Annotated in this window: 19 protein-coding genes and 1 pseudogene; 10 read left to right on the top strand and 10 right to left on the bottom strand. The window is 61.4% G+C overall.

The window, feature by feature from the left end; translation table 11 throughout:
- The first annotated feature begins 10 nt into the window (after window positions 1–10).
- The 4 genes from WE862_RS20215 (at window position 11) to WE862_RS20230 (ending at window position 4,947) form a co-directional block, all read left to right on the top strand.
- A complete protein-coding gene (locus WE862_RS20215; protein ID WP_042029809.1) occupies window positions 11–1,810 on the top strand; it encodes an adenine deaminase in 1,800 nt (599 codons plus the stop codon).
- Between the two features lie 16 nt (window positions 1,811–1,826).
- A complete protein-coding gene (gene rihC / locus WE862_RS20220; protein ID WP_225628339.1) occupies window positions 1,827–2,744 on the top strand; it encodes a ribonucleoside hydrolase RihC in 918 nt (305 codons plus the stop codon).
- Between the two features lie 54 nt (window positions 2,745–2,798).
- Window positions 2,799–4,160: a C4-dicarboxylate transporter DcuC gene (gene dcuC / locus WE862_RS20225; RefSeq protein WP_042029811.1), complete on the top strand. Its 1,362-nt coding sequence runs from the start codon at window positions 2,799–2,801 to the stop codon at window positions 4,158–4,160.
- A gap of 184 nt (window positions 4,161–4,344) precedes the next feature.
- Window positions 4,345–4,947, top strand: a complete 603-nt coding sequence (locus WE862_RS20230) for a nitroreductase family protein (protein WP_005348028.1) — start codon at window positions 4,345–4,347, stop codon at window positions 4,945–4,947.
- Between the two features lie 82 nt (window positions 4,948–5,029).
- Here WE862_RS20230 and WE862_RS20235 read toward each other — a convergent pair whose 3' ends face one another.
- Both WE862_RS20235 and WE862_RS20240 read right to left on the bottom strand, forming a co-directional pair.
- On the bottom strand, window positions 5,030–5,719 hold the full coding sequence (locus WE862_RS20235; RefSeq protein WP_404800997.1) for an HAD-IA family hydrolase: 690 nt from the start codon (window positions 5,717–5,719) through the stop codon (window positions 5,030–5,032).
- Window positions 5,716–5,961 carry a hypothetical protein gene (locus WE862_RS20240; RefSeq protein WP_042029812.1) on the bottom strand — a complete coding sequence of 82 codons (246 nt, stop codon included), beginning with the start codon at window positions 5,959–5,961 and terminating at the stop codon, window positions 5,716–5,718. The genes WE862_RS20235 and WE862_RS20240 overlap by 4 nt, the downstream gene beginning before the upstream one ends.
- A gap of 115 nt (window positions 5,962–6,076) precedes the next feature.
- Here WE862_RS20240 and WE862_RS20245 point away from each other — a divergent pair, with 115 nt between their 5' ends.
- On the top strand, window positions 6,077–6,985 hold the full coding sequence (locus WE862_RS20245) for a LysR family transcriptional regulator (protein WP_042029813.1): 909 nt from the start codon (window positions 6,077–6,079) through the stop codon (window positions 6,983–6,985).
- A gap of 88 nt (window positions 6,986–7,073) precedes the next feature.
- On the opposite strand, the gene WE862_RS20250 is transcribed toward WE862_RS20245, so the two are convergent.
- The 4 genes and pseudogenes from WE862_RS20250 to WE862_RS20265 all read right to left on the bottom strand — a co-directional run bounded on the left by WE862_RS20250 (window position 7,074) and on the right by WE862_RS20265 (window position 10,410).
- Window positions 7,074–8,012 (bottom strand): sensor domain-containing diguanylate cyclase, encoded by a 939-nt coding sequence (locus WE862_RS20250; protein ID WP_042029816.1) that lies wholly within the window; start codon window positions 8,010–8,012, stop codon window positions 7,074–7,076.
- Between the two features lie 197 nt (window positions 8,013–8,209).
- Window positions 8,210–8,347, bottom strand: a pseudogene (locus tag WE862_RS20255) (excalibur calcium-binding domain-containing protein); the annotation flags it as partial.
- 188 nt (window positions 8,348–8,535) lie between these two features.
- Window positions 8,536–9,102: an isochorismatase family cysteine hydrolase gene (locus tag WE862_RS20260; RefSeq protein WP_042029817.1), complete on the bottom strand. Its 567-nt coding sequence runs from the start codon at window positions 9,100–9,102 to the stop codon at window positions 8,536–8,538.
- Between the two features lie 144 nt (window positions 9,103–9,246).
- On the bottom strand, window positions 9,247–10,410 hold the full coding sequence (locus WE862_RS20265) for an FAD-dependent oxidoreductase (RefSeq protein WP_042029818.1): 1,164 nt from the start codon (window positions 10,408–10,410) through the stop codon (window positions 9,247–9,249).
- 267 nt (window positions 10,411–10,677) lie between these two features.
- Here WE862_RS20265 and miaB point away from each other — a divergent pair, with 267 nt between their 5' ends.
- The 5 genes from miaB to lnt all read left to right on the top strand — a co-directional run bounded on the left by miaB (window position 10,678) and on the right by lnt (window position 16,345).
- Window positions 10,678–12,111 (top strand): tRNA (N6-isopentenyl adenosine(37)-C2)-methylthiotransferase MiaB, encoded by a 1,434-nt coding sequence (gene miaB, locus WE862_RS20270; RefSeq protein ID WP_033112695.1) that lies wholly within the window; start codon window positions 10,678–10,680, stop codon window positions 12,109–12,111.
- 54 nt (window positions 12,112–12,165) lie between these two features.
- Window positions 12,166–13,215, top strand: a complete 1,050-nt coding sequence (locus WE862_RS20275; RefSeq protein WP_042029819.1) for a PhoH family protein — start codon at window positions 12,166–12,168, stop codon at window positions 13,213–13,215.
- Window positions 13,212–13,676: an rRNA maturation RNase YbeY gene (gene ybeY, locus WE862_RS20280; protein WP_041209973.1), complete on the top strand. Its 465-nt coding sequence runs from the start codon at window positions 13,212–13,214 to the stop codon at window positions 13,674–13,676. The genes WE862_RS20275 and ybeY overlap by 4 nt, the downstream gene beginning before the upstream one ends.
- A gap of 99 nt (window positions 13,677–13,775) precedes the next feature.
- Window positions 13,776–14,660: a CNNM family magnesium/cobalt transport protein CorC gene (corC, locus tag WE862_RS20285; RefSeq protein WP_033112698.1), complete on the top strand. Its 885-nt coding sequence runs from the start codon at window positions 13,776–13,778 to the stop codon at window positions 14,658–14,660.
- Window positions 14,661–14,800: 140 nt separating this feature from the next.
- A complete protein-coding gene (gene lnt, locus WE862_RS20290) occupies window positions 14,801–16,345 on the top strand; it encodes an apolipoprotein N-acyltransferase (protein ID WP_042029820.1) in 1,545 nt (514 codons plus the stop codon).
- A 60-nt stretch (window positions 16,346–16,405) separates the two neighbouring features.
- Here the strand turns inward: lnt and nqrE are convergent, their stop codons facing one another.
- From nqrE to WE862_RS20310, 4 genes are all read right to left on the bottom strand, one after another.
- Window positions 16,406–17,005 (bottom strand): NADH:ubiquinone reductase (Na(+)-transporting) subunit E, encoded by a 600-nt coding sequence (gene nqrE / locus WE862_RS20295; RefSeq protein ID WP_042029821.1) that lies wholly within the window; start codon window positions 17,003–17,005, stop codon window positions 16,406–16,408.
- A gap of 153 nt (window positions 17,006–17,158) precedes the next feature.
- Window positions 17,159–17,569 carry a hypothetical protein gene (locus WE862_RS20300; protein WP_042029823.1) on the bottom strand — a complete coding sequence of 137 codons (411 nt, stop codon included), beginning with the start codon at window positions 17,567–17,569 and terminating at the stop codon, window positions 17,159–17,161.
- 262 nt (window positions 17,570–17,831) lie between these two features.
- Window positions 17,832–19,562, bottom strand: coding sequence for a single-stranded-DNA-specific exonuclease RecJ (recJ, locus tag WE862_RS20305; RefSeq protein WP_042029825.1), 1,731 nt, complete (start codon window positions 19,560–19,562; stop codon window positions 17,832–17,834).
- Window positions 19,528–20,175, bottom strand: coding sequence for a disulfide isomerase DsbC N-terminal domain-containing protein (locus tag WE862_RS20310; protein WP_042029826.1), 648 nt, complete (start codon window positions 20,173–20,175; stop codon window positions 19,528–19,530). The genes recJ and WE862_RS20310 overlap by 35 nt, the downstream gene beginning before the upstream one ends.
- Window positions 20,176–20,190 lie beyond the last annotated feature (15 nt).

Here is a 20,190-nt window from a genome sequence, read left to right on the forward strand (position 1 = left end):
CCCTCTGCCCATGTGTGAACAAGATGCTTCCCTTGAATTGCGCCGCCGCGCCGTACAGGCTGCCCTCGGCGAAGCGCCCTTCGATCTGCTGCTGACCAATGCCAACCTGATCGACATGGTGACCGGCGAGATCCGCCCCGTCGACGTGGGGCTGGTCGGCCCGCTGATCGCCAGCGTTCATCCGGTCGGCACCTTCCAGCAGGCGCGCGAGACCCACGATCTGGCAGGTGCCTATCTCTCGCCCGGTCTTATCGACAGCCATGTCCATGTGGAGAGCTCCCACCTCACACCTGAGCGCTACGCCGATGTGGTGGTCGCGCAGGGCACCACCACCATCTTCTGGGATCCCCACGAGCTGGCCAATGTGCTCGGGCTGGCAGGGGTGCGCTATGCCATCGACGCCAGCCGCAATCTGCCGCTGCGGGTCATCTGCGCCGCACCTTCCAGCGTTCCTTCCACCCCGGGTCTCGAGATGTCGGGCGCCGACTTCCACGGCCCCGAGATGGCCACCATGCTGGAGTGGCCGGAGGTGGCGGGGATCGCCGAAGTGATGGACATGCAGGGGGTGCTGGGCGGCAGCGAGCGGATGACCGGCATCCTGCACGCCGGTTTGCAGCGCAATGCCCTGATTGAGGGACACGCCCGGGGCCTCAGTGGTAACCGGCTGCAAGCCTATCTGGCCGCCGGAGTCAGCTCGGATCACGAACTCACCTCGGCTGCCGATGCGCTGGAGAAGCTGCGGGCAGGCCTCACCCTGCAGTTGCGCGGCTCCCACCCCTATCTGCTGCCGGAGATCGTCGCGGCGCTGAAACAGCTGCCCCACCTCTCCTCCCAAATCACCCTCTGTACCGACGATGTGCCGCCCGACATGCTGCTGGAGAAGGGAGGTATGATCGCGCTGGTCAAGCTGCTGGCAGAGCTGGGGCTGGCGGTGCCCGACGTGCTGCGTATGGCCACTCTCAATGCCGCCATCCGGCTGCAGCGCAACGATCTGGGGCTGGTTGCCGCCGGCCGCTGCGCCGATCTGGTGGTGTTCGACAACCTCACCGATCTCAACCCGATCTGGGTCTACAGCGGTGGCCAGCGGGTCGCCCGCCATGGCGCCATTCTCAAACCCTCCGAGCCTGTCGCAGGTTGTCAGGCGCCACGCGATACCATGCAGATCCCCCTGCGCACGCTGGAGGAGTTCATCATCCGGGTGCCCGGGCTGACTGCGGGGCGGGCCCGCTTCAAAACCATCAAGGGGGCTCGCTTCACCCAGTGGAGTGAAACCGAAGTTGAGGTTCGGGATGGTCAGGTGATCGTGCCAGCGGGATTTAGCCTTATCTCGGTGCAACACCGTCACGGCCGCCATCAGGCAGGCACCCGGCTGGCACTACTGGAGGGGTGGGGCGAGCTGCAGGGGGCCATCGCCACCAGCTACTCCCACGACTCCCACAATCTGGTGGTGCTGGGGCGCGACCCGCAAGAGATGATGCTGGCCGCCAACACCCTGATCACCAGCGGAGGCGGCATGGCGGTCGTCCAGCAGGGTGAGGTGCTGGCCCACGTTGCCATGCCCATCGCCGGCATGCTCTCCGACCTGCCTGCCAGCGAGCTGGCCGCCAGCTTCCACGCCCTGCGCGAAGTGAGCGGCAAGGTGGTGGAGTGGGTGCCCCCCTACCGGGTCTTCAAGGCCATCGAGGGAACCTGTCTTGCCTGCAATGCGGGGCCCCATCTGACCGATCTCGGCCTCACCGATGGCCTGACCCGCGAGATTGTCGATCCCTTCATCTGCTGCTGGCCCCACGATGCCAGCCAAGCCGATTAACACCGAGGAGAACAGCGTGAACCCTGTCGCCATTATTCTGGATACCGACCCCGGCATCGACGATGCCGTTGCCATCGCCGCCGCCCTGTTTCATCCCGGGATCGAGCTGGCGCTCATCACCACGGTCGCCGGCAACGTCGATGTCAGCAAGACCACCCGCAACGCCCTGCGCCTGCTGCACTTTTTCGGCAAAGAGGTGCCAGTGGCACAGGGGGCCAGCCAGCCCCTAGTGCGCCCCCTCGACAATGCCAGTCATATCCACGGCCACTCCGGCCTCGATGGTTACGAGTTTGCCGAGCCCGGGCAACAGCCGCTGCCTATGCATGCCGTCGAAGCCATGAAGGCCACCCTGCTCGCCAGCGAACAACCCATGACGCTGGTGCCCATCGGGCCGCTGACCAATATCGCCCTGCTGCTCACCCTGCACCCCGAGTGTCGGGAGAAGATCGGGCGGATCGTGCTGATGGGCGGCTCGGCCGGTCGGGGCAACCACACCCCCAATGCCGAGTTCAATATCTACGTGGATCCCGAGGCGGCCCACATCGTCTTCAGCAGCGGTCTGCCCATCGTGATGTGCGGGCTCGATGTCACCAGCCGGGCCACCCTGACCGGCGAGATGATTGCGGCGCTGCCCGCCCTCAACCGCACCGGCGCCATGCTCCACGCCCTGTTCGGCCACTATCGCGGCGGCAGCATGCAGACCGGGCTCAAGATGCACGATCTCTGCGCCATCGCCTATCTGGTACGCCCCGACCTCTTTATCACCCGGGCCTGCCATGTGGCCATCGAGACCCGGGGTGAGCACACCCTCGGCACCACCTCGGTGGATATCAACAACCGGCTCAAGCGAGCGCCCAACGCCGAGGTGTGCCTCGATATCGACGTGCCCGGATTCAGGGCCTGGTGCATGGAGACCCTTGCCCGCGCCATCTGATCCCGAACCGCCAGCTCGCTGGCCCATTCACATCAAGAAGAGAGTGTTGGAAACATGCTGGAAATAATTGTCAGCACCCTGATCCTGGTCATCTGCGGCTATCTCATCGCCAAAAACTACGATGCCAAGATAGTGCTGTTTGGCGCCGGACTGCTGCTGATGTTTGCCGCCGTCGGACTCGGCCACCCCCTGCTGCCTGCGGCGCAAAGCAGCGGCCTCAGCTGGCTTGATCCCTTCGTCCAGATCAAGCAGATCTTCATCAGCCAGATGGGCAATGTCGGCCTCACCATCATGGTGTTGTTCGGCTTCTCCAGCTACATGAGCCACATCGGCGCCAACGACGTCACCGTCATGCTGCTGACCCGCCCCTTGAGCCGTATCCGCTCCCCCTATCTGCTGGTGCCGGTGATTTTCCTCTTGGGCAACCTGCTCTCGCTGGTGGTGCCGAGCGCTGCCAGTCTGGCAGTGTTGCTGATGGCCACCCTCTATCCGGTGCTCAAGGCGTCGAACATGTCCTCCCTTACCGCGGGGGCCGTCATTGCCACCACTGCCACCATCATGCCCAGCCCGCTGGGGGCCGATAACGTGCTGGCCGCCCAGAAGCTGGGGATCCCGCTGGTGGAGTACATCGTCTCCTACCACGCTCCCATCTCGCTACCGACGCTGGCCTTGATGGCGGTGGTGCACTACTTCTGGCAAAAGGCGATGGACAAGCGCCAGCAGGCGCGCGGCGGACTGGAGGAAAAAGAGGAGTCGCTTGCCGTTCCCACCGGCTTGCCGCCCGCCTACTACGGCCTCTTTCCGGTGCTGCCACTGGTGCTGGTGCTGCTGTTCGGCATCTGTTTCACCCATATCTCCCTCGGGCTGGTGGAGATCACCTTCGTCTGCCTGCTGCTCACCATAGGGGTGGAGCTGCTGCGCAAAGGCAATATCAAGGAGACCAGCAAGGAGTTCGCCATCTTCTTCACCGGTATGGGGACGGGGCTCGCTCAGGTGGTCTCGCTCATCGTGGCGGCCAGCATGCTGGTGGAGGGACTGAAAGCCATCGGCATCATAGATACCCTGGTCGATAGCGTGAAGCACATCGATGGCGTCGGCTCCATCCTGATGTTCTTCTTCTCCGGCACGGCGGCGCTGATCGGTTTTATCAGCGGCAGCGGCCTGGCGGTCTTCTACTCCTTTATCAACATCATTCCCGAGATCACCGAGAAGGTCGGGGTCAACAGCGTCGCGGTGGCCCTGCCGATGCAGCTCACCGCCAACCTGATCCGCTCCATGTCGCCGGTCGCCGCGGTGATCATCGTCATCGCCTCGATCACCGGCAGCAACCCCATCGAGATTATCAAGCGCACCTCGGTACCCATCATCTCGGGCATCATCTGCTGCATGACCCTCTCCTACCTGCTGTTCAGCTAAACCAGCTCCATCTGCAGGCGATCAATCCGGTCGCCTGCAGACGGTTTTTTACCCCCGGTTGAAAGTGAACCCACTGCATGTAAACGCCCGGAAGATAATCGGGTGGTATAGTCTATAGCTTGAACAACAGGGGATGGCTGGCCACAAGGCTGGCGCCCGGTGACTATCAAGCAAAGGAGATGTTATGAGCAGTCCGTTTATCGAGCAGATCAAAGCACGTCGTACCATCTATGCCCTGGGTGACCAGGTCTCCCATACGCCGGAGCAGCTGACGGCCCTGATCCAGGATGCCATCAGGCACAGCCCCTCCTCTTTCAACTCCCAGAGCTCCCGCGCCGTCATCCTGTTTGGCGCCCAGCACCACAAGCTGTGGGATATCGTCAAAGCCGAGCTGAAAAAGATCGTACCGCCGGAGGCCTACGCCCAGAGTGAGGCCAAGGTGGATGGCAGCTTCCGCGCAGGCTTCGGCACAGTGCTGTTCTTTGAGGACACCGACGTCATCAAGGATCTGCAGCAAAAGTTCGCCCTCTATGCCGACAACTTCCCCATCTGGTCGGAACATGCCACCGGCATCGCCCAGTTTGCGGTGTGGACGACGCTGGCGCAGGAGAAGGTCGGCGCCTCCCTGCAACACTACAACCCGCTTATCGACGAGGCGGTACGCAAGGAGTGGAACCTGCCCGCCAGCTGGCTGCTGCGCGCCCAGATGCCTTTTGGCAGCATCAAGCAACCGGCCGGAGACAAGACCTTTATCGACGACGCCACTCGTTTCCGCGTTTTCAAATAACGGTCAGATAGCAAAACGCCCCCGCAGTTCGGGGGCGTTTTTATTGCGGCTGGCTGTGGCTGCAACGTGATCTCTCCACCGCTCAGGCGGGCAGCGTCACCAGCAGGGAGTCATCTTCCCCCAACTCCACCTTCACCTCGCGCCAGTCGCGGATCACCGCCACCACCGCCGGATTGAGCGGCGCATCGCCCCCCACCTGTACCACGGCGCAGCCTGCGTTCAGGGCGCTCTCGATACCGGCCGGGGCATCCTCGAACACCAGACAACGAGCGGGCGAGACGCCAAGCCGTTCAGCCCCCAGCAGATAGGGCTCGGGATCGGGTTTACCATTGACCACAGCTTCGGCCCCCACCAGCACAGCGGGCAGTGGCAAACCGGCACAATGCAGGCGGTGACGGGCCACCCGATCACTGGCGGAGGTCACGATAGCCCAGCGCTCTGGCGGCAAGCGGCGCAGCAACTCGCCAGCCCCAGCGATGGCCTCGCCGCCAGTGTGCAACATCTCCAGCTCGTCGAGCCGCGCCGCCTCCCGCTCCACATCCAGTTGCAGGGCCAGCGCCCGGATCACCTCCCGCGAGCGCATGCCGTGGCACATCGCCAGCACCGGCTCGGGATCGAGCTGATGTTCACGACACCAGATCCGCCATACCTGCTCCACATCGTCGGTCGAGCAGACCAGGGTGCCATCCATATCGAGCAGCAGGGCGGCGACCGCCATGGTTTTTGTACCACCTATACAAACGGCCGGTTCGCGACTCATGCCGGTAATCATGCCGATACTCCCGTAAGCTCAGACTCAGCTCCCTGCAACGCATCGGCAAAAGCCTGCTGCTGGGCGGCACGTTCATAACAGGCGAGCGCCTGTTCGGCGCAGCCAGCCCACACCTGCAGCGGGCCGACCACAAACCCCTGTTGCAGCAGGCTGGCGAGCAGCTCCCCCGTTTCAGGCGCGGCCAGCGGCTGGGCCAGCACCAGGGTGCCTTTGATCAAAAAGAGATAGCGTTGGGTCGACATGATATGACTCCTTGTTCCAGACCGGAGGGGACTCGGCTCCCCTTTCAGCGCCATTAGAACAGGGCGTTTAGATAATTTATAATGAGCAAATGGCCACTTTCGATAATCAAACGGAATGAAATTCGACCTCAAACAACTGCAGGCGTTCGTGATGCTGGCCGAGACCGCCAACTACCGGGAAGCGGCCAATCGCCTCTTCATTACCCAGCCCGCCCTCACCAAGCAGATCCAGGGACTGGAGCAGACCCTCGGCAGCACCCTCTTCAATCGCGGTCGTCACGGCGCCGAACTGACCGCCGTCGGCGCCCAGCTGCTGACCCAGGCGAGTGCGCTGGTCGAACACGGGCGGGAGTTCGAGAGCCATGCGCTGGCGGTGGCGAGCGGAGTTGCCGGTCGGCTCAAGATTGGCTTTGGTCTGTCGAGCTTTGCGCTGGCCCCCTCGCTGGTCGCCCGCTTCAAACAGCAGGTGCCCGATGTGATGGTGCATCTGCAGGACATGCCCTCCGCTATCCAGCAGGAGCAGCTGCTCTCCGGTCAACTCCAGCTTGGCTTTATGCGCCGCCCCGAGCTGCCGCAGTTGCGCGAACACAGGTTGCTGATCGATCGGCTGGTGCTGGCGGTGCCAACCCGGATGACCCAGCCAGATCCGGCTGCATTTGATCTCCAGCAGGCCTTGACCAGCCAACCGCTGCTGCAGATGGTGGGCCATCGCTGCCCCGGCCTCAGCCAGCAGATCGCCAGCTTTCTCGGCGCCAACCGGCTGACCGGGATGATCCAGGAGGCCGAAGATATCCAGACTCTGGTAGCGCTGGTCGCCGCCGGGATCGGCAACGCCATCCTGCCGCGCAGTGTCAGCTTTATCGCCGGCCCTGACGTCACCCTCTATCCTCTCTCTGGCCCCAATTCCGAGTGGGAGGTCAGTCTGGTATGGAATCCCCTGTTTGCCGATCCCATCCGCGACAGCTTCGTCAAGCTGGTGATCGCCGCGCACCCTACGCCAATCTCGGCCACGCCCGAGCGCTGATGGCTGCGGCTATGGGTTTGTTCAATACCCAGCCAAAACAGTGCGCCCCCGGAAGGGGGCGCATTAACAACAAAATCGGCGGTCAGGCTCAACAGTTGGTGCAATAACTACGGTTCTTACCCGCCCCCTTGGCGCTATAGAGCGCCGCATCGGCCACAGCCAGCAACTCCCCTTCCCCCTCCAGCGGTTGCTCTGCCGTATAGGTGGCAATGCCAATGCTGGCACTGAGCTGGATATTGTCCGCTACTACGATGTCGAGATCGTGGATGGCCAGGCGGATCTCCTCGCCAATCCGTTGTGCAGCCTCTCTGTTGGTATTACCGAGGATCAGAGCAAACTCGTCACCACCAAAGCGGCAGGGCAGATCCGCCGGACGCTGGCAAAAGGATTGCAACAGATGGCCCACCAGCTGGAGGGAGCCATCCCCCATCTGATGGCCAAGATGGTCATTGCAGGCCTTGAAGTTATCGAGATCGAGCATGATGAGGGAGAGGGGGGTATGTTCGCGCATGCTGCGGCGCCACTCGTTATTCAGGAAGCTGTTGAACAGTCTGCGGTTTGCCAACCCGGTCAGGGGATCATGGAGGGAGAGGCTTTCCACCTCCAACTCCAGCAATTTCCGTTCGGTAATATTGGAATGGGTGATGACATAAAACTCGGCATCTATCCCTTTGACCGGAACAATGCGCATCATGAACCAGCGCTGGGTATCCGGGCTGTGGCAGGGATATTCCAGATAGAAGCTCTCCTGCTGGCGCAGCATGACCCGTCGCAACCCCTCAATAGCGCTCAGCGCCGAAGGTTCAGCAGAGCCATCGCAAGCGCTTAAATAATTGACGCCAAGCCAGTTATACCCCTTTGCCATGCCATTTTGCTCGGCGAATCGATTCCAGGCGAGGTTGGTATAATGGATCACCCCGTTGCCGTCTATTACTGCAAACTGGTCATCCAGTGAATCCAGCAATGCAACCAGATCCTGAGCTCGCTCGGCAAAGCGACGCATCCCCCCCGGCATGTTATCAATCATGGTGGCCATCCTGTGGCAAAAGTGGCGCCTCGCCAGCTATTAACAATTAAGTCAGCAGGTAGAGTAAAGCACCCAATTCTCACTTAGCCAACTGAGACCAAATGTCACCATGTCACACCATCCGGCAAGGTTTCAGGCCAGATCCCAAACCGGATAAAAATAGAACAAATCATCCATTTTTTATTTAGAAATAGTATTTAATTCCTGCACCACTGATTTTCACAGAGGATGCCATCTCCCTCTCCATCCATTTTGGTATCAGGGCAGTTTTGTAAAAACCAAGTCGCCTCCTCGCAAGAGGTCATCTGGGAGCAATATTGACGACCATCGCACTGATAGCTGCGGGTTGGCAGCGATGCAGTCGAGTCGGCAGACAACCCCATACGGCTCTCACCACTACTGGCAGGAGTGGCAGGCGCGGGAGTCACCGACTTGGCCGAGAAGCGGAAACAGCTGCGGCCCAACAGAGGGCCGCAGACATAAATATCAAAACAGTGAACAAGCGCAGCCTGCTGCCAAAGGGTCAGTCGAGCTGGGACACCTTGATGACCTCGGCAATACGACTCAGCATCCGCAGCGAGGTGTGGTGCTCGGTGGCATCCGCCGCCGCGCAGGCATCCTCCAGAATGGTGATGGCGTAGTCGCGATCGTGACCATCTCGCGCCGCCGCCTGAATGGCCCAGCTGGTGCTTACGCCGCACAGATAGAGGTGGTCGATGTGGTTGGCCCGCAAGGCGGGTTCCAGCGCAGTACCATAGAATGGGCTCACTCTGGGTTTGGCCAGCACCAGATCACCGGGCTGCACATCGAGGTCTGCATGAAAATCGGTGCCGCTGTCGCAAAGTGAGAGGGCGCCAAGCTGATGGGCCCGGCCAAACATGGGGGAACCCTTGGGTTGCAGTTGATAACGACTGTCGAAACCGACCTTGATCAGCACCACCAGCCAGTCGTGGGCGCGGGCATAAGCCATCGCCTTATTGGCATGCGCGATGGCGTTCTGCTCCATCACATGGTTGGCCGTGGTCGCGATGCGACCGTCAGGATGGGCGATGTCGTTGATAAAATCGATCACCAGTAGTGCCTTGTTCATCCCTTCTCTCCCAAATCGTGGTTGATAGCCGACCCGTTATACTCGCTTTTTCGCGCCTGCACAGCCCATCCAGCCAACCTTGCAGACATGAACAGCGCAGGCAAACCCGCCAGAGCGGCAATTGACCTTCTGCATCTTCCCCGCTTACACAAGTCCAAGCGCGTAGCGCAGGGCCATCTCCTTCAGGGGGCCAGCTTTATCAGCCAGATTGAGGGCCAGATTGCGAGCCAGCTTGAGCGGGCCAATCTCGTTGCTGAACACCCCGTAGAAGAGATCCATCCCCGACTGCATCAGCAGGTTGTCGGGGCGGCGACGGCGCTCGTAGCGCTCGGCCAGCACAAGTTGATGCCAGTCGGCGCCAGCCCCTTGCAGCAAGTCGACCCAGCAGGCGACATCCTTGAAGCCGAGGTTGACCCCCTGCCCCGCCAGCGGGTTGATGGTGTGGGCGGCATCGCCAAGCAGCACCACCCGACCGGCGTGGTAGTCGTTGGCGTGGCGGCGCACCAGCGGGAAGCTCCCCTTGCCGGTGACGGTAAAGCCGCCGAGCCGACTCGGGAAGTGGCGGCGCACTTCGGCGGCGAGCGCCTCGTTGCTCATGGCCGCCAGCGACCGGATCCGGGCCGGGCTGTCATACCACACCAGGGAGCCGTGCTGGCCAGTCAGCGGCAAGAAGGCGCGCGGGCCGCTCGGGGTAAACTGCTGCCAGGTGATATCTTCCTGCGCAAAGTCGGTGTCGATATTGATCAGCATGCAGTGCTGGCGGTACTCGAAGCGCGATACCCCGATGCCGGCCAGCTTGCGGGTGTGGGATTCGGCGCCGTCGCAGGCCAGCACCCAGCGGGCGGCCAGTTCAGTGCCGTCGTCCAGAGTCAGCACAGCTTCATCCGCACTCTGGCGCAGACTGGTCACCGCCGCCGGGGTGTGGGTCTGGATATTGGGAAAATCCTCCATCCGCTTGAGCAGGGCGAGCTGCACCAGCCGGTTTTCGATGATGTAGCCGAGCTGGGGCAGGCCGAGATCGGCGGCGTTGAAGCGGGTGGCAAAGCCATCCAGCTCCCAGGTCTCCAGTCGGCGATAGGGGCAGAGCCGCATCTGCTGCAGATAGTGCCAGGCGCCAGCCTGCTCAAGCAGCGCCACCGAGGCCTGACTGATGGCGGAGACCCGCAGATCCAGCGGCTGCTCCGGCGCGTATTGCTCCGGCAGCTGGGTTTCGATGACCCGCACCGAGAGGCCCTGGGCCGCCAGCAGACAGGCGGTAGCCGCCCCCACCATGCCGGCGCCGACGATGGCGATATCACACTGTTCCATAACTTTATTCCTGCAAAAGGGGCGCCCCGTTCATGGGTGGCCGGGGCCAAACCGAATGGCGCCATGATACCGCAAGGGGGCGGGATAAACAGTGAAGGGGGTGGAGAATTGCTGCGTCAAATCAAGGGGAAAGCCGATTTTCTCACGCACGCGGCGCCCCCGCTGGCAAAGGGGCCGGACTGGATATTCGCTAGGCAGTCTCACGATTGCGGAGTAAAATGCCCGGTCCTTTGACCATGCCTAATTCAAAACCAGTCAAGAGTAGCAATGAGCAAGAAACTTCACATTAAAACCTGGGGCTGCCAGATGAACGAGTACGACTCGTCCAAGATGGCCGACCTGCTGGATGCCAGCAATGGCTACACGCTTACCGAGGAGCCGGAAGAGGCAGATGTGCTGCTGCTCAACACCTGTTCCATCCGCGAAAAGGCGCAGGAGAAGGTGTTCCACCAGCTGGGCCGCTGGAAAAAGCTCAAGGCAAACAAGCCCGGTCTGGTGATCGGCGTCGGTGGTTGCGTGGCCTCCCAGGAGGGCGATGCCATTCGCCAACGCGCTCCCTATGTCGATATCGTGTTCGGCCCGCAGACCCTGCACCGCCTGCCCACCATGATCAAACAGGTTCAGGAGGGACGTGGCGCCCAGGTGGACGTCAGCTTCCCCGAGATCGAGAAGTTTGACCGCCTGCCCGAGCCGCGCGCCGAAGGGGCGACCGCCTTCGTCTCCATCATGGAAGGGTGCTCCAAATACTGTACTTACTGCGTGGTGCCCTACACCCGCGGTGAAGAGGTGAGCCGTCCGCTCGACGACGTGCTCTATGAAATCGCCCAGCTCGCCCAGCAAGGGGTGCGCGAAGTGAACCTGCTCGGCCAGAACGTCAACGCCTACCGTGGCCCGACCCATGACGACGGCATCTGCACCTTCGCCGAGCTGCTGCGTCTGGTGGCCGCCATCGACGGCATCGACCGTATCCGCTACACCACCAGCCACCCCATCGAGTTCACCGACGACATCATCGAGGTCTACAAGGACACTCCGGAAGTGGTCAGCTTCCTGCACCTACCGGTGCAGAGCGGCTCCGACCGCATCCTGACCATGATGAAGCGCCCGCACACCATTCTGGAGTACAAATCCAAGCTCCGTCGTCTGCGCGCCGCCCGTCCCGACATCACCATCAGCTCCGACTTCATCGTTGGCTTCCCGAACGAAACCGACGAGGATTTCGAGGCCACCATGAAGCTGATCGAGGATGTGGGCTTTGACATGAGCTTCAGCTTCATCTTCAGTCCGCGCCCCGGTACGCCGGCCGCCGACATGCCCGACGATGTCGACATGGAAGTGAAGAAAGCCCGTCTGGCCCGCCTGCAGCACGTCATCAACAATCAGGCGATGCAGATTGGCCGCTCCATGCTGGGCACCACCCAGCGCATTCTGGTGGAAGGGCCCTCCAAGCTCGACCCGATGCAGCTGTGCGGTCGCACCGAGAACAACCGGGTGGTCAACTTCGAAGGGGCCCATACCCTGATTGGCGGTTTTGCCGACGTGGAGATCACCGAAGTGCTGCCCAACTCCCTGCGCGGCAAATTCATCCGCGGCGAGAGCGAGATGAACCTGCGCATCGCCACCGCCCCGAGCGACATTCTGGCCCGTCGTCCCGACAACGTGCCGGACGAGCTGGGCGTGGCCGCCTTCACACCCCATTAATCTCCCCCTCCCCATCCGCCCGGCGGATGGGGAGCGCCCTGATACGAGGATATTGTGAGCCGACACCTCTCGACCCTGAACCTGCATCTCGAACCCGCCGACAACCAGCGTCTTGCCAGTCTCTGCGGCCCCTTCGACGACAACATCAAGCAGCTGGAACGCCGCCTCGGCATCGAGATCAGCTACCGTGACAACCACTTCCAGCTGCTGGGCAAGCAGGCCCAGGTGGATGCCGCCGCCGTCATCATCAAGCATCTCTATGTGGAAACCCAGCCCCTCAAGGGTGGCAAGGTGACCGACATCACCCCCGACATGGTTCATCTGGCCATTCTGGAGTCGCGGGTGCTGGAGCAAGATGACGAACCGGCCCCCTCCATCCCCTATGGCAAGGAGGTAACGGTCAAGACCAAGCGCGGTCTCATCAAGCCACGTAGCCCCAATCAGGCCCAGTACATCGCCAATATCGTGCGCCACGACATCTGCTTCGGCATAGGCCCGGCCGGTACCGGCAAGACCTATCTGGCGGTGGCAGCGGCGGTGGATGCGCTGGAGCGTCAGGAGATCCGCCGCATTCTGCTGACCCGTCCGGCGGTGGAAGCGGGCGAGAAGCTCGGCTTCCTGCCCGGCGATCTCTCCCAGAAGGTCGACCCTTACCTGCGCCCGCTCTACGACGCCCTGTTCGAGATGCTGGGCTTTGAGCGAGTCGAGAAGCTGATGGAGCGCAACATCATCGAGGTGGCGCCGCTTGCCTATATGCGCGGCCGTACCCTCAACGATGCCTTCATCATTCTCGATGAGGCCCAGAACACCACCACCGAACAGATGAAGATGTTCCTCACCCGGATCGGCTTCAACTCCAAGGCGGTGGTCACCGGCGACATCACCCAGATCGACCTGCCGCGCAACGCCAAGTCCGGCCTGCGCCACGCGCTGGAAGTGCTGCAGGGCGTTGATGGTCTGTCGTTCAACTTCTTCCAGTCTACCGACGTGGTACGCCATCCGGTGGTGGCCCGCATCGTGCAGGCCTATGAGGCATTCGACGCCAAGCAGGCAGCCGAGAAGCTGGCCGGCCAAGCAAACACCAGCAAAGAGAGCGAGCAATGAGCGTAACCCTGGATCTGCAACTGGCCAGTGCCAGCACCGACGGCCTGCCAAGCGAGGCCCAGCTGCAGGGCTGGCTCGACGGCACCATTCTCGGCTTCCAGCAGGAGGCCGAAGTGACGGTGCGCATCGTCGACGAGGCGGAGAGCAACGAGCTCAACCTAACCTATCGCGGCAAGGACAAGCCCACCAATGTGCTCTCCTTCCCGTTCGAGGCGCCACCCGGTCTGGAGCTGCCGCTGCTGGGCGATCTGGTGATCTGCCGTCAGGTGGTGGAGCGCGAGGCACAAGAGCAGGGCAAGCCCCTCATGGCCCACTGGGCCCACATGGTTGTGCACGGCAGTCTGCATCTGCTAGGTTATGACCATATCGAGGATGAGGAAGCCGAAGAGATGGAAGCGCTTGAGCGCGACATCATGCAGGAGCTGGGCTTTGCCGACCCTTATCAGAGCGACGAAGAGTAATGTGCAACATGGCGGTTCATCGGCTTGAAACAGATGGCTGCCATCCTCATATAGCTGAAGTGAAATCCCCGTATATTCAATGAGTAACCAAGAGAAAAAATGACCGACGATCACCCTAGTACCGGCTCGCCGAAGAAAACCTGGCTCGACAAGCTCAGCCAACTCTTCCAGGGCGAGCCAAAAGACCGCAATGATTTGGTGGAAGTGATAGCCGATGCCGAAGAGCGTGACCTTATCGATCAGGACACCAAGGACATGATCGAAGGGGTGCTGGAGATCGCCGATCTCCGGGTTCGCGACATCATGATCCCCCGCTCCCAGATGGTCACTATCGAGAAGTCCCAGCCGATCGACGAGATCCTGCCGGTGATCATCGAGTCGGGTCACTCCCGCTTCCCGGTGATCAACGAGGACAAGGACCATGTCGAGGGCATTCTGCTCGCCAAGGATCTGCTCCCCTTCGGTTTCGGTGGCCACCATGCCAGCGAACCGCTGCAACTGGAGAAGATCCTGCGCCCCACGGTGATCGTCCCCGAGAGCAAGCGCGTTGATCGTCTGCTCAAGGAGTTTCGCGAAGAGCGCTACCACATGGCCATCGTGGTCGACGAGTTTGGTGGCGTCTCCGGTCTGGTGACCATTGAAGACATTCTGGAACTTATCGTTGGCGAAATCGACGACGAGTTTGACGACATCGAGGATGAGCCGGACGAGATCCGCCGCCTCAGCAAACGGGTCTTCTCCATCAGCGCCCTGACCGAGATCGAGGATTTCAACGACTTCTTCGGCACCAAGTTCAGCGATGAAGAGGTGGATACGGTCGGTGGCCTGGTGATGCACGCCTTCAGCCACCTGCCCAAGAAGGGCGAGGAGATCGAGCTGGACGGCTACCTGTTCAAGGTGATGCATGCTGACAAGCGCCGCCTGCAGCAGTTGCAGGTGAAGATCCCCGAGAACCATGCAGTGGCGCAATCTGAACCCCAGTAAGTCGCCTGAGTGCATTGAACAACGCCCCGACCTCGGGGCGTTGTGCTATCCGGACGGCAGGAGGCTCGCCGTTGGCAACCGTACAGGGTAAGATACCGGCCATTCGACCCAGTTGCAGACCAAGACGAGCACCATCGCCCGTGAGATTATCCCCTGTTACTTCAAAAATTCTGTTAAGCCTCAGTGCGTTGGCCTCTGGTGCCATCGCTGTGCTGGCCTTCTCCCCCTTCGGCTACTGGCCGCTGGTTATTCCTTCCCTGCTCGGCCTCTACACCCTGCTGGACAAGGCCAGCCCCAAACAGGCGGCCTGGCGCGGCTTTGGCTACGCCATGGGGCTGTTCTTGCCGGGTCTGTGGTGGATCCACATCAGCATGACCGAATTTGGCGGCATTCCGCTGCCGGTCGCTTTCGTGCTGCTGGCTGGTCTGTCAGCCTATCTGGCGCTCTATCCGACGCTGGCCTGCTGGGCCTTTGCCCGCTTCTTCAGCGGTCGTCACTGGAGCCGCTGGCTGCTCGCCTTCCCGGCACTCTGGCTGCTGGCCGACTGGCTGCGAGGCTGGGTGATGACCGGCTTCCCATGGCTCTGGTTTGGCTACACCCAGATCGACGGCCCGCTCAAGGGATTTGCTCCCATTCTCGGGGTACAGGGCATCACCCTGGCACTGCTATTCTCCGCCTCCGCCATCTGGCTGGTCTGGAAGTCCCGCTCGCCACTGTGGCTGGCGGTGCCCGCCCTGCTGGCTGCCGGCGCTCATAGCCTGATGCAGCTCAACTGGGTAACCCGTGGCGAACCGGTCAAGGTGGCGCTGGTGCAGGGCAATATCGCCCAGTCCCTCAAGTGGGATCCGGAGGCACTGGCCCCCACGGTGCGCACCTATCAGGAGTTGAGCCGCGACAATCAGGATGCCGACATCATCGTCTGGCCGGAATCGGCGATCCCGGCTCTCGAGAAGACCATGGGCCCCTATCTGGAGAACCTCGACAAGGCGATGAAGGTGAACGAGACCGGCTTGCTGGCAGGGATCATCCACTACGACGAGGAGCAGCAACGCTTCTACAACACAGTGCTCGGCATGGGGGTACAGGATGCGGATGGCAAGGAGTCCTACTTCTACGGCCACCCCAACCGCTACAACAAGTACCACCTGCTGCCCATCGGCGAGTTTGTGCCGTTTGAAGATCTGCTGCGCCCCATCGCCCCCTTCTTCAACCTGCCGATGTCCTCTTTCAGCCGGGGTGACGAGGTGCAACCGAACCTGATCGCCAAGGGGCTCAAGTTTGCCGCCGCCATCTGCTACGAGATCATCTTCCCGGAAGAGGTGCGCCGTAACGTCAACCCGGATACCGACTTCCTGCTGACCGTCTCCAACGACGCCTGGTTCGGCACCAGCATCGGTCCCTGGCAGCATATGGAGATCGCCCGGATGCGTGCGCTGGAGCTGGCTCGTCCGCTGCTGCGCGACACCAACACCGGCATCACTATCGTTACCGAGATCGATGGCAGCATCATCGGCCAGATCCCGCAGTTCGAAGCAGGTGTACTGCGCAGCGAAGTGCGCCCGGCTCACGGTGCCACCCCCTATATGCGCTTTGGCAACTGGCCCCTCTACGGCCTGACCGTGCTGCTGCTGGGTCTGGCACTGGCGCTGCGCCCCAAGGCGCACCCCTGGGCCCGCGAGCTCTGAGCCATCCGCTCTGAATAACAAACGAGGCGCCCTTGGGCGCCTCTTTTTTATCTTGCGGCGTCAAAACGACATGCCGGAAAAGGACATAAAGCCGAGGGACATCAGCCCGGCCACGATGAAGGTGATGCCAATACCCTGCAGCCCCTGTGGCACATCTGCATATTTCAGCTTCTGACGCAAACCGGCCAGCGCGACAATGGCCAGCAGCCAACCCAGCCCGGAACCGGCACTGTAGACCAGCGACTCGACAAAATCGTAATCGCGCTGCGCCATAAACATCACCCCGCCGAAGATGGCGCAGTGCACAGTCAGCAGCGGCAGATAGATGCCAAGGGCGTGATAGAGCGCCGGAAAGTGCTTGTCGAGCACCATCTCCATCACCTGCACCAGCGCCGCCAGCACCCCGACATAGACGATGAAATCGAGAAAGCTCAGATCGAACTCCCCAAAAAAAGTGCTCCCGGGACGCAGGATATGGCGGTAGATAAGATTGCTCAGGGGGGTGGCAATCACCATCACCACCAGCACCGTCATGCCAAGGCCAAAAGCGGTATTGATGTTCTTGGATACGGCCAGAAAAGTACACATGCCAAGAAAGAAGGCGAGTGCCAGGTTTTCCACAAAAATCGATTGGATAAAGAGGTTTGCGTAATATTCCATCGGGTCTGCTCACAGGTATGAGGGATAGACCCCTCTGTGTGCCCGCCAGCTGGCAGGCACGAAACAAGAGGGCAACAGGGCCCGTAACCGGAGAGCGGAATCAGCCGGAATCGAGTCAGTCAGCCAGAGCAGAGACCGCAACCGGACGGGCGCTTAGCAAGCAGCCGGGGTGGAGTCGCTGTGGCAGAAACGATATTGCAGGTGGTGGCAGAGCAGCAGCCGTCGGTGCAGATAACCGAAATAGCCGGACAACTGCCTGACATAGACGAGCGGGAGGAAAAACAGCAGGCCGCAGAGCACGCCCAGGATCTCGTGCTGGAACCAGGCCAGCACCATCTGGTAGAGCTCGGGATGAGGGGCACCATCCAGTCGTCGCCCCTGCTCGAAACCAAGCCGCCACTGGGTCGCGGGTGGCAAGCTGACACTGTTGGCCAAGCCCTGATCGGAGGGTTCGTGCAGTTGCAGGGCAACCCTCTGCCCAACAGATTCCTGACGGGGGGCTGCAACAACCCCTGCAGCAGCAGAGGCGGCAAGCCACAAGAGACAGGCAATGGCGAGGGCCATCGCTTGGGTCGAGAGTCGGCCAAAAGGCGGCAAGGGATCAGTCCCGTTCAGGAGAGAGAAGTTAAAACAGGACGAATATATCACGACCCATCGCTTTATTGCATTTTTCACTATATCAAGCGGTAACTTGCGATACTTAACATCACCCGCATCATGAAATCCGCAATTTAAAACCATTGTCCAGAGTGACTCTGCACCGCAGGGCAAAACAAAAACGGCCACCCGAAGGTAGCCGTCATCCGCAACAAAACAGCGCTGAAGATTAGAGACCGGCGGCCTCCAGATGCTCCACCAGCAGTTGCACGCTGCGGTTACCGCGCCACTCGTTGACGTCGAGCCGGTAGACCAGCCGCACCCGTTTCACCGAAGCATCGGGCCAGCGCTTGAGATCGACCCCGAAGGCGATGGCATCCACCGCATGGCCGGAATCTGTGGTCAGCATCATCTTGAGGTGCTTCTCCCCCACCAGCCGCTGCTGCACCAGCACGAATTCGCCGTCGAACAGCGGCTCGGGGAAGGCCTGACCCCAGGGGCCAGAGGCGCGAATAAGCTCCGCCAGCTCGATATTTAGCTCGTCCGGCAAGAGCTCGCCATCGGTGAGCAGCACCCCGGTCAAGAGCTCAGGGGTCACCAGCTCACTGATAACCGCCTCGAAAGCCCGACCGAACGCCTCGATATTGGCCTTGGGCAGGGTCAGTCCCGCCGCCATGGCGTGACCGCCAAACTTGCCCATCAGTCCCGGGTGGCGAGTATCGAGCAGTTCCAGCGCATCGCGCAGATGCACCCCGGGGATGGAGCGGCCAGAGCCCTTGAGTTCGGTCTCGCTGCTCTCGGCAAAGGCGATGACCGGGCGGTAGTACTTCTCCTTCACCTTGGAGGCCACCAGCCCCACTACTCCCTGATGCCACTCGTTGCGGTGCAGCACGATGCCCGACGGCACCTCGCCATCGCGAAACCGGATCTGCTCCAGGGTGGCAAGCGCCTCCTGCTGCATCCCCTGCTCGATCTCCTTGCGCTCCTGATTGAGGCTGTCCATCTCGGAAGCGAGCTGGCGCGCCAGATTGAGATCATCGCAGAGCAGACAGGCGACCCCGAGGGACATGTCATCGAGGCGCCCCACCGCGTTGAGGCGCGGCCCCAGCGCAAAACCGAGGTCGGCGGCGGTGAGGCGGCGACCATCGCGGCCCGACACATCCACCAGCGCCTGAATGCCGGGGCGGCAGCGGCCCGCCCGGATCCGCTGCAAGCCCTGATGCACCAGAATGCGGTTATTGCCGTCGAGCGCCACCACGTCGGCAACAGTGCCGAGAGCCACCAGATCGAGGTAATCCGCCACATTGGGAGCCACGATGCCGAGCCGCTCATACCAACCGGAGTGCTTGAGGTGAGTGTTGAGCGCCGCCATCAGGTAGAAGGCGACCCCGACCCCGGCCAGCGACTTGGAGGGAAAATCGCAGCCGTGCTGGTTGGGATTGACGATGGCATCGGCGTCAGGCAACTCCTGACCTGGCAAATGGTGATCGGTAACCAGTACCTGCATGCCGGCCGCCTTGGCCGCCGCCACCCCGGCGATGCTGGAGATGCCGTTATCCACCGTAATCAGAAACTCGGCGCCGCGGGCCACCGCCAGCTCGACGATCTCGGGGGTAAGGCCATACCCGAACTCGAAGCGGTTGGGCACCAGAAAATCGATATGGCGGCCGCCCATGGCGCGCAAGGCCAGCACGCACAGCGCCGAGCTGGTGGCGCCATCGCAGTCGAAGTCACCGACGATGAGGATCCGCTTCTGGGCGGCCAGCGCATCGGCCAGCAGCGGCACCGCCTGCGCCATGCCAAACAGGCGCTGGGGTGGCAGCAGCGAGCTGGCGCTGCGCTCGAGCAGGACGGGATCGTCTACGCCACGGCTGGCGAAGATTTGGCGAAGCAGCGGATGCAGGTTGGCGGGCAGATGGGAATCATCAACTCGCGGACGACGACGAATGTGCAGAGGCATCAAAATTATCCAGTATCTTGAGCAGTTGTTCAGGGCTCTGGTAACCCCGCACCAGATCTCCTTCAGAGGAGATCCAGGCCGGCAGTACCTTTACCCCCAACCATTGGCTCAGGCCAATATTTTGGATAAGGGTCTCACTACATTCCTTTTGAGGCAAATAAGCTTTGAAGGGCGAATTTTGCAGCAGGGGATCGCTGCACCAGTCGGTGGCTCGCTCTGCATGGTCAATGACCGGATAGATCGCGATGCTCACCCCGGATGCCTGCAGATGTTGCAGAGTACCGGATAGCTGACGCCGTGCCGCATCCTTCTCGCCAAGAAACAACGCGACCCAATGACGCTCATCCCGGGCCTTGAGCACAATGGGAGCATGGGCTGCCTGCGCCAATCCCAGTCGACGCTGAGTGCGCATGCCGGAGATGGTCAGGTTCTTCATATCCCGGGTCATATCCAGCATGACCCCCTGTACCAGATAATCCCCTTTGGCATCGCTATAGAGCACCCCTTTGGAGGTGCCCAGCATATACAGGCCCGCAATAGGCGTCTGATCCACCGTATATACGGATATCCCCAGCCTGGTGGATATGGCTGTTTTCAAGGCCTGGGGATCCATCCCCGCTTTGGCAGT

Origin of the sequence: Aeromonas jandaei, assembly GCF_037890695.1 — a bacterium.
GTDB lineage: Bacteria > Pseudomonadota > Gammaproteobacteria > Enterobacterales > Aeromonadaceae > Aeromonas > Aeromonas jandaei.

Coding starts and splice junctions, on each gene's coding strand:
- miaB (WP_033112695.1), top strand. CDS start 10,678: ATGAGCAAGAAACTTCACATTAAAACCTGGGGCTGCCAGATGAACGAG.
- WE862_RS20300 (WP_042029823.1), bottom strand. CDS start 17,569: ATGGCCCTCGCCATTGCCTGTCTCTTGTGGCTTGCCGCCTCTGCTGCT.
- WE862_RS20265 (WP_042029818.1), bottom strand. CDS start 10,410: ATGGAACAGTGTGATATCGCCATCGTCGGCGCCGGCATGGTGGGGGCG.
- nqrE (WP_042029821.1), bottom strand. CDS start 17,005: ATGGAATATTACGCAAACCTCTTTATCCAATCGATTTTTGTGGAAAAC.
- WE862_RS20245 (WP_042029813.1), top strand. CDS start 6,077: ATGAAATTCGACCTCAAACAACTGCAGGCGTTCGTGATGCTGGCCGAG.
- WE862_RS20260 (WP_042029817.1), bottom strand. CDS start 9,102: ATGAACAAGGCACTACTGGTGATCGATTTTATCAACGACATCGCCCAT.
- WE862_RS20230 (WP_005348028.1), top strand. CDS start 4,345: ATGAGCAGTCCGTTTATCGAGCAGATCAAAGCACGTCGTACCATCTAT.
- WE862_RS20235 (WP_404800997.1), bottom strand. CDS start 5,719: ATGATTACCGGCATGAGTCGCGAACCGGCCGTTTGTATAGGTGGTACA.
- ybeY (WP_041209973.1), top strand. CDS start 13,212: ATGAGCGTAACCCTGGATCTGCAACTGGCCAGTGCCAGCACCGACGGC.
- corC (WP_033112698.1), top strand. CDS start 13,776: ATGACCGACGATCACCCTAGTACCGGCTCGCCGAAGAAAACCTGGCTC.
- WE862_RS20310 (WP_042029826.1), bottom strand. CDS start 20,175: ATGGATCCCCAGGCCTTGAAAACAGCCATATCCACCAGGCTGGGGATA.
- WE862_RS20215 (WP_042029809.1), top strand. CDS start 11: ATGTGTGAACAAGATGCTTCCCTTGAATTGCGCCGCCGCGCCGTACAG.
- recJ (WP_042029825.1), bottom strand. CDS start 19,562: ATGCCTCTGCACATTCGTCGTCGTCCGCGAGTTGATGATTCCCATCTG.
- dcuC (WP_042029811.1), top strand. CDS start 2,799: ATGCTGGAAATAATTGTCAGCACCCTGATCCTGGTCATCTGCGGCTAT.
- WE862_RS20240 (WP_042029812.1), bottom strand. CDS start 5,961: ATGTCGACCCAACGCTATCTCTTTTTGATCAAAGGCACCCTGGTGCTG.
- WE862_RS20250 (WP_042029816.1), bottom strand. CDS start 8,012: ATGATTGATAACATGCCGGGGGGGATGCGTCGCTTTGCCGAGCGAGCT.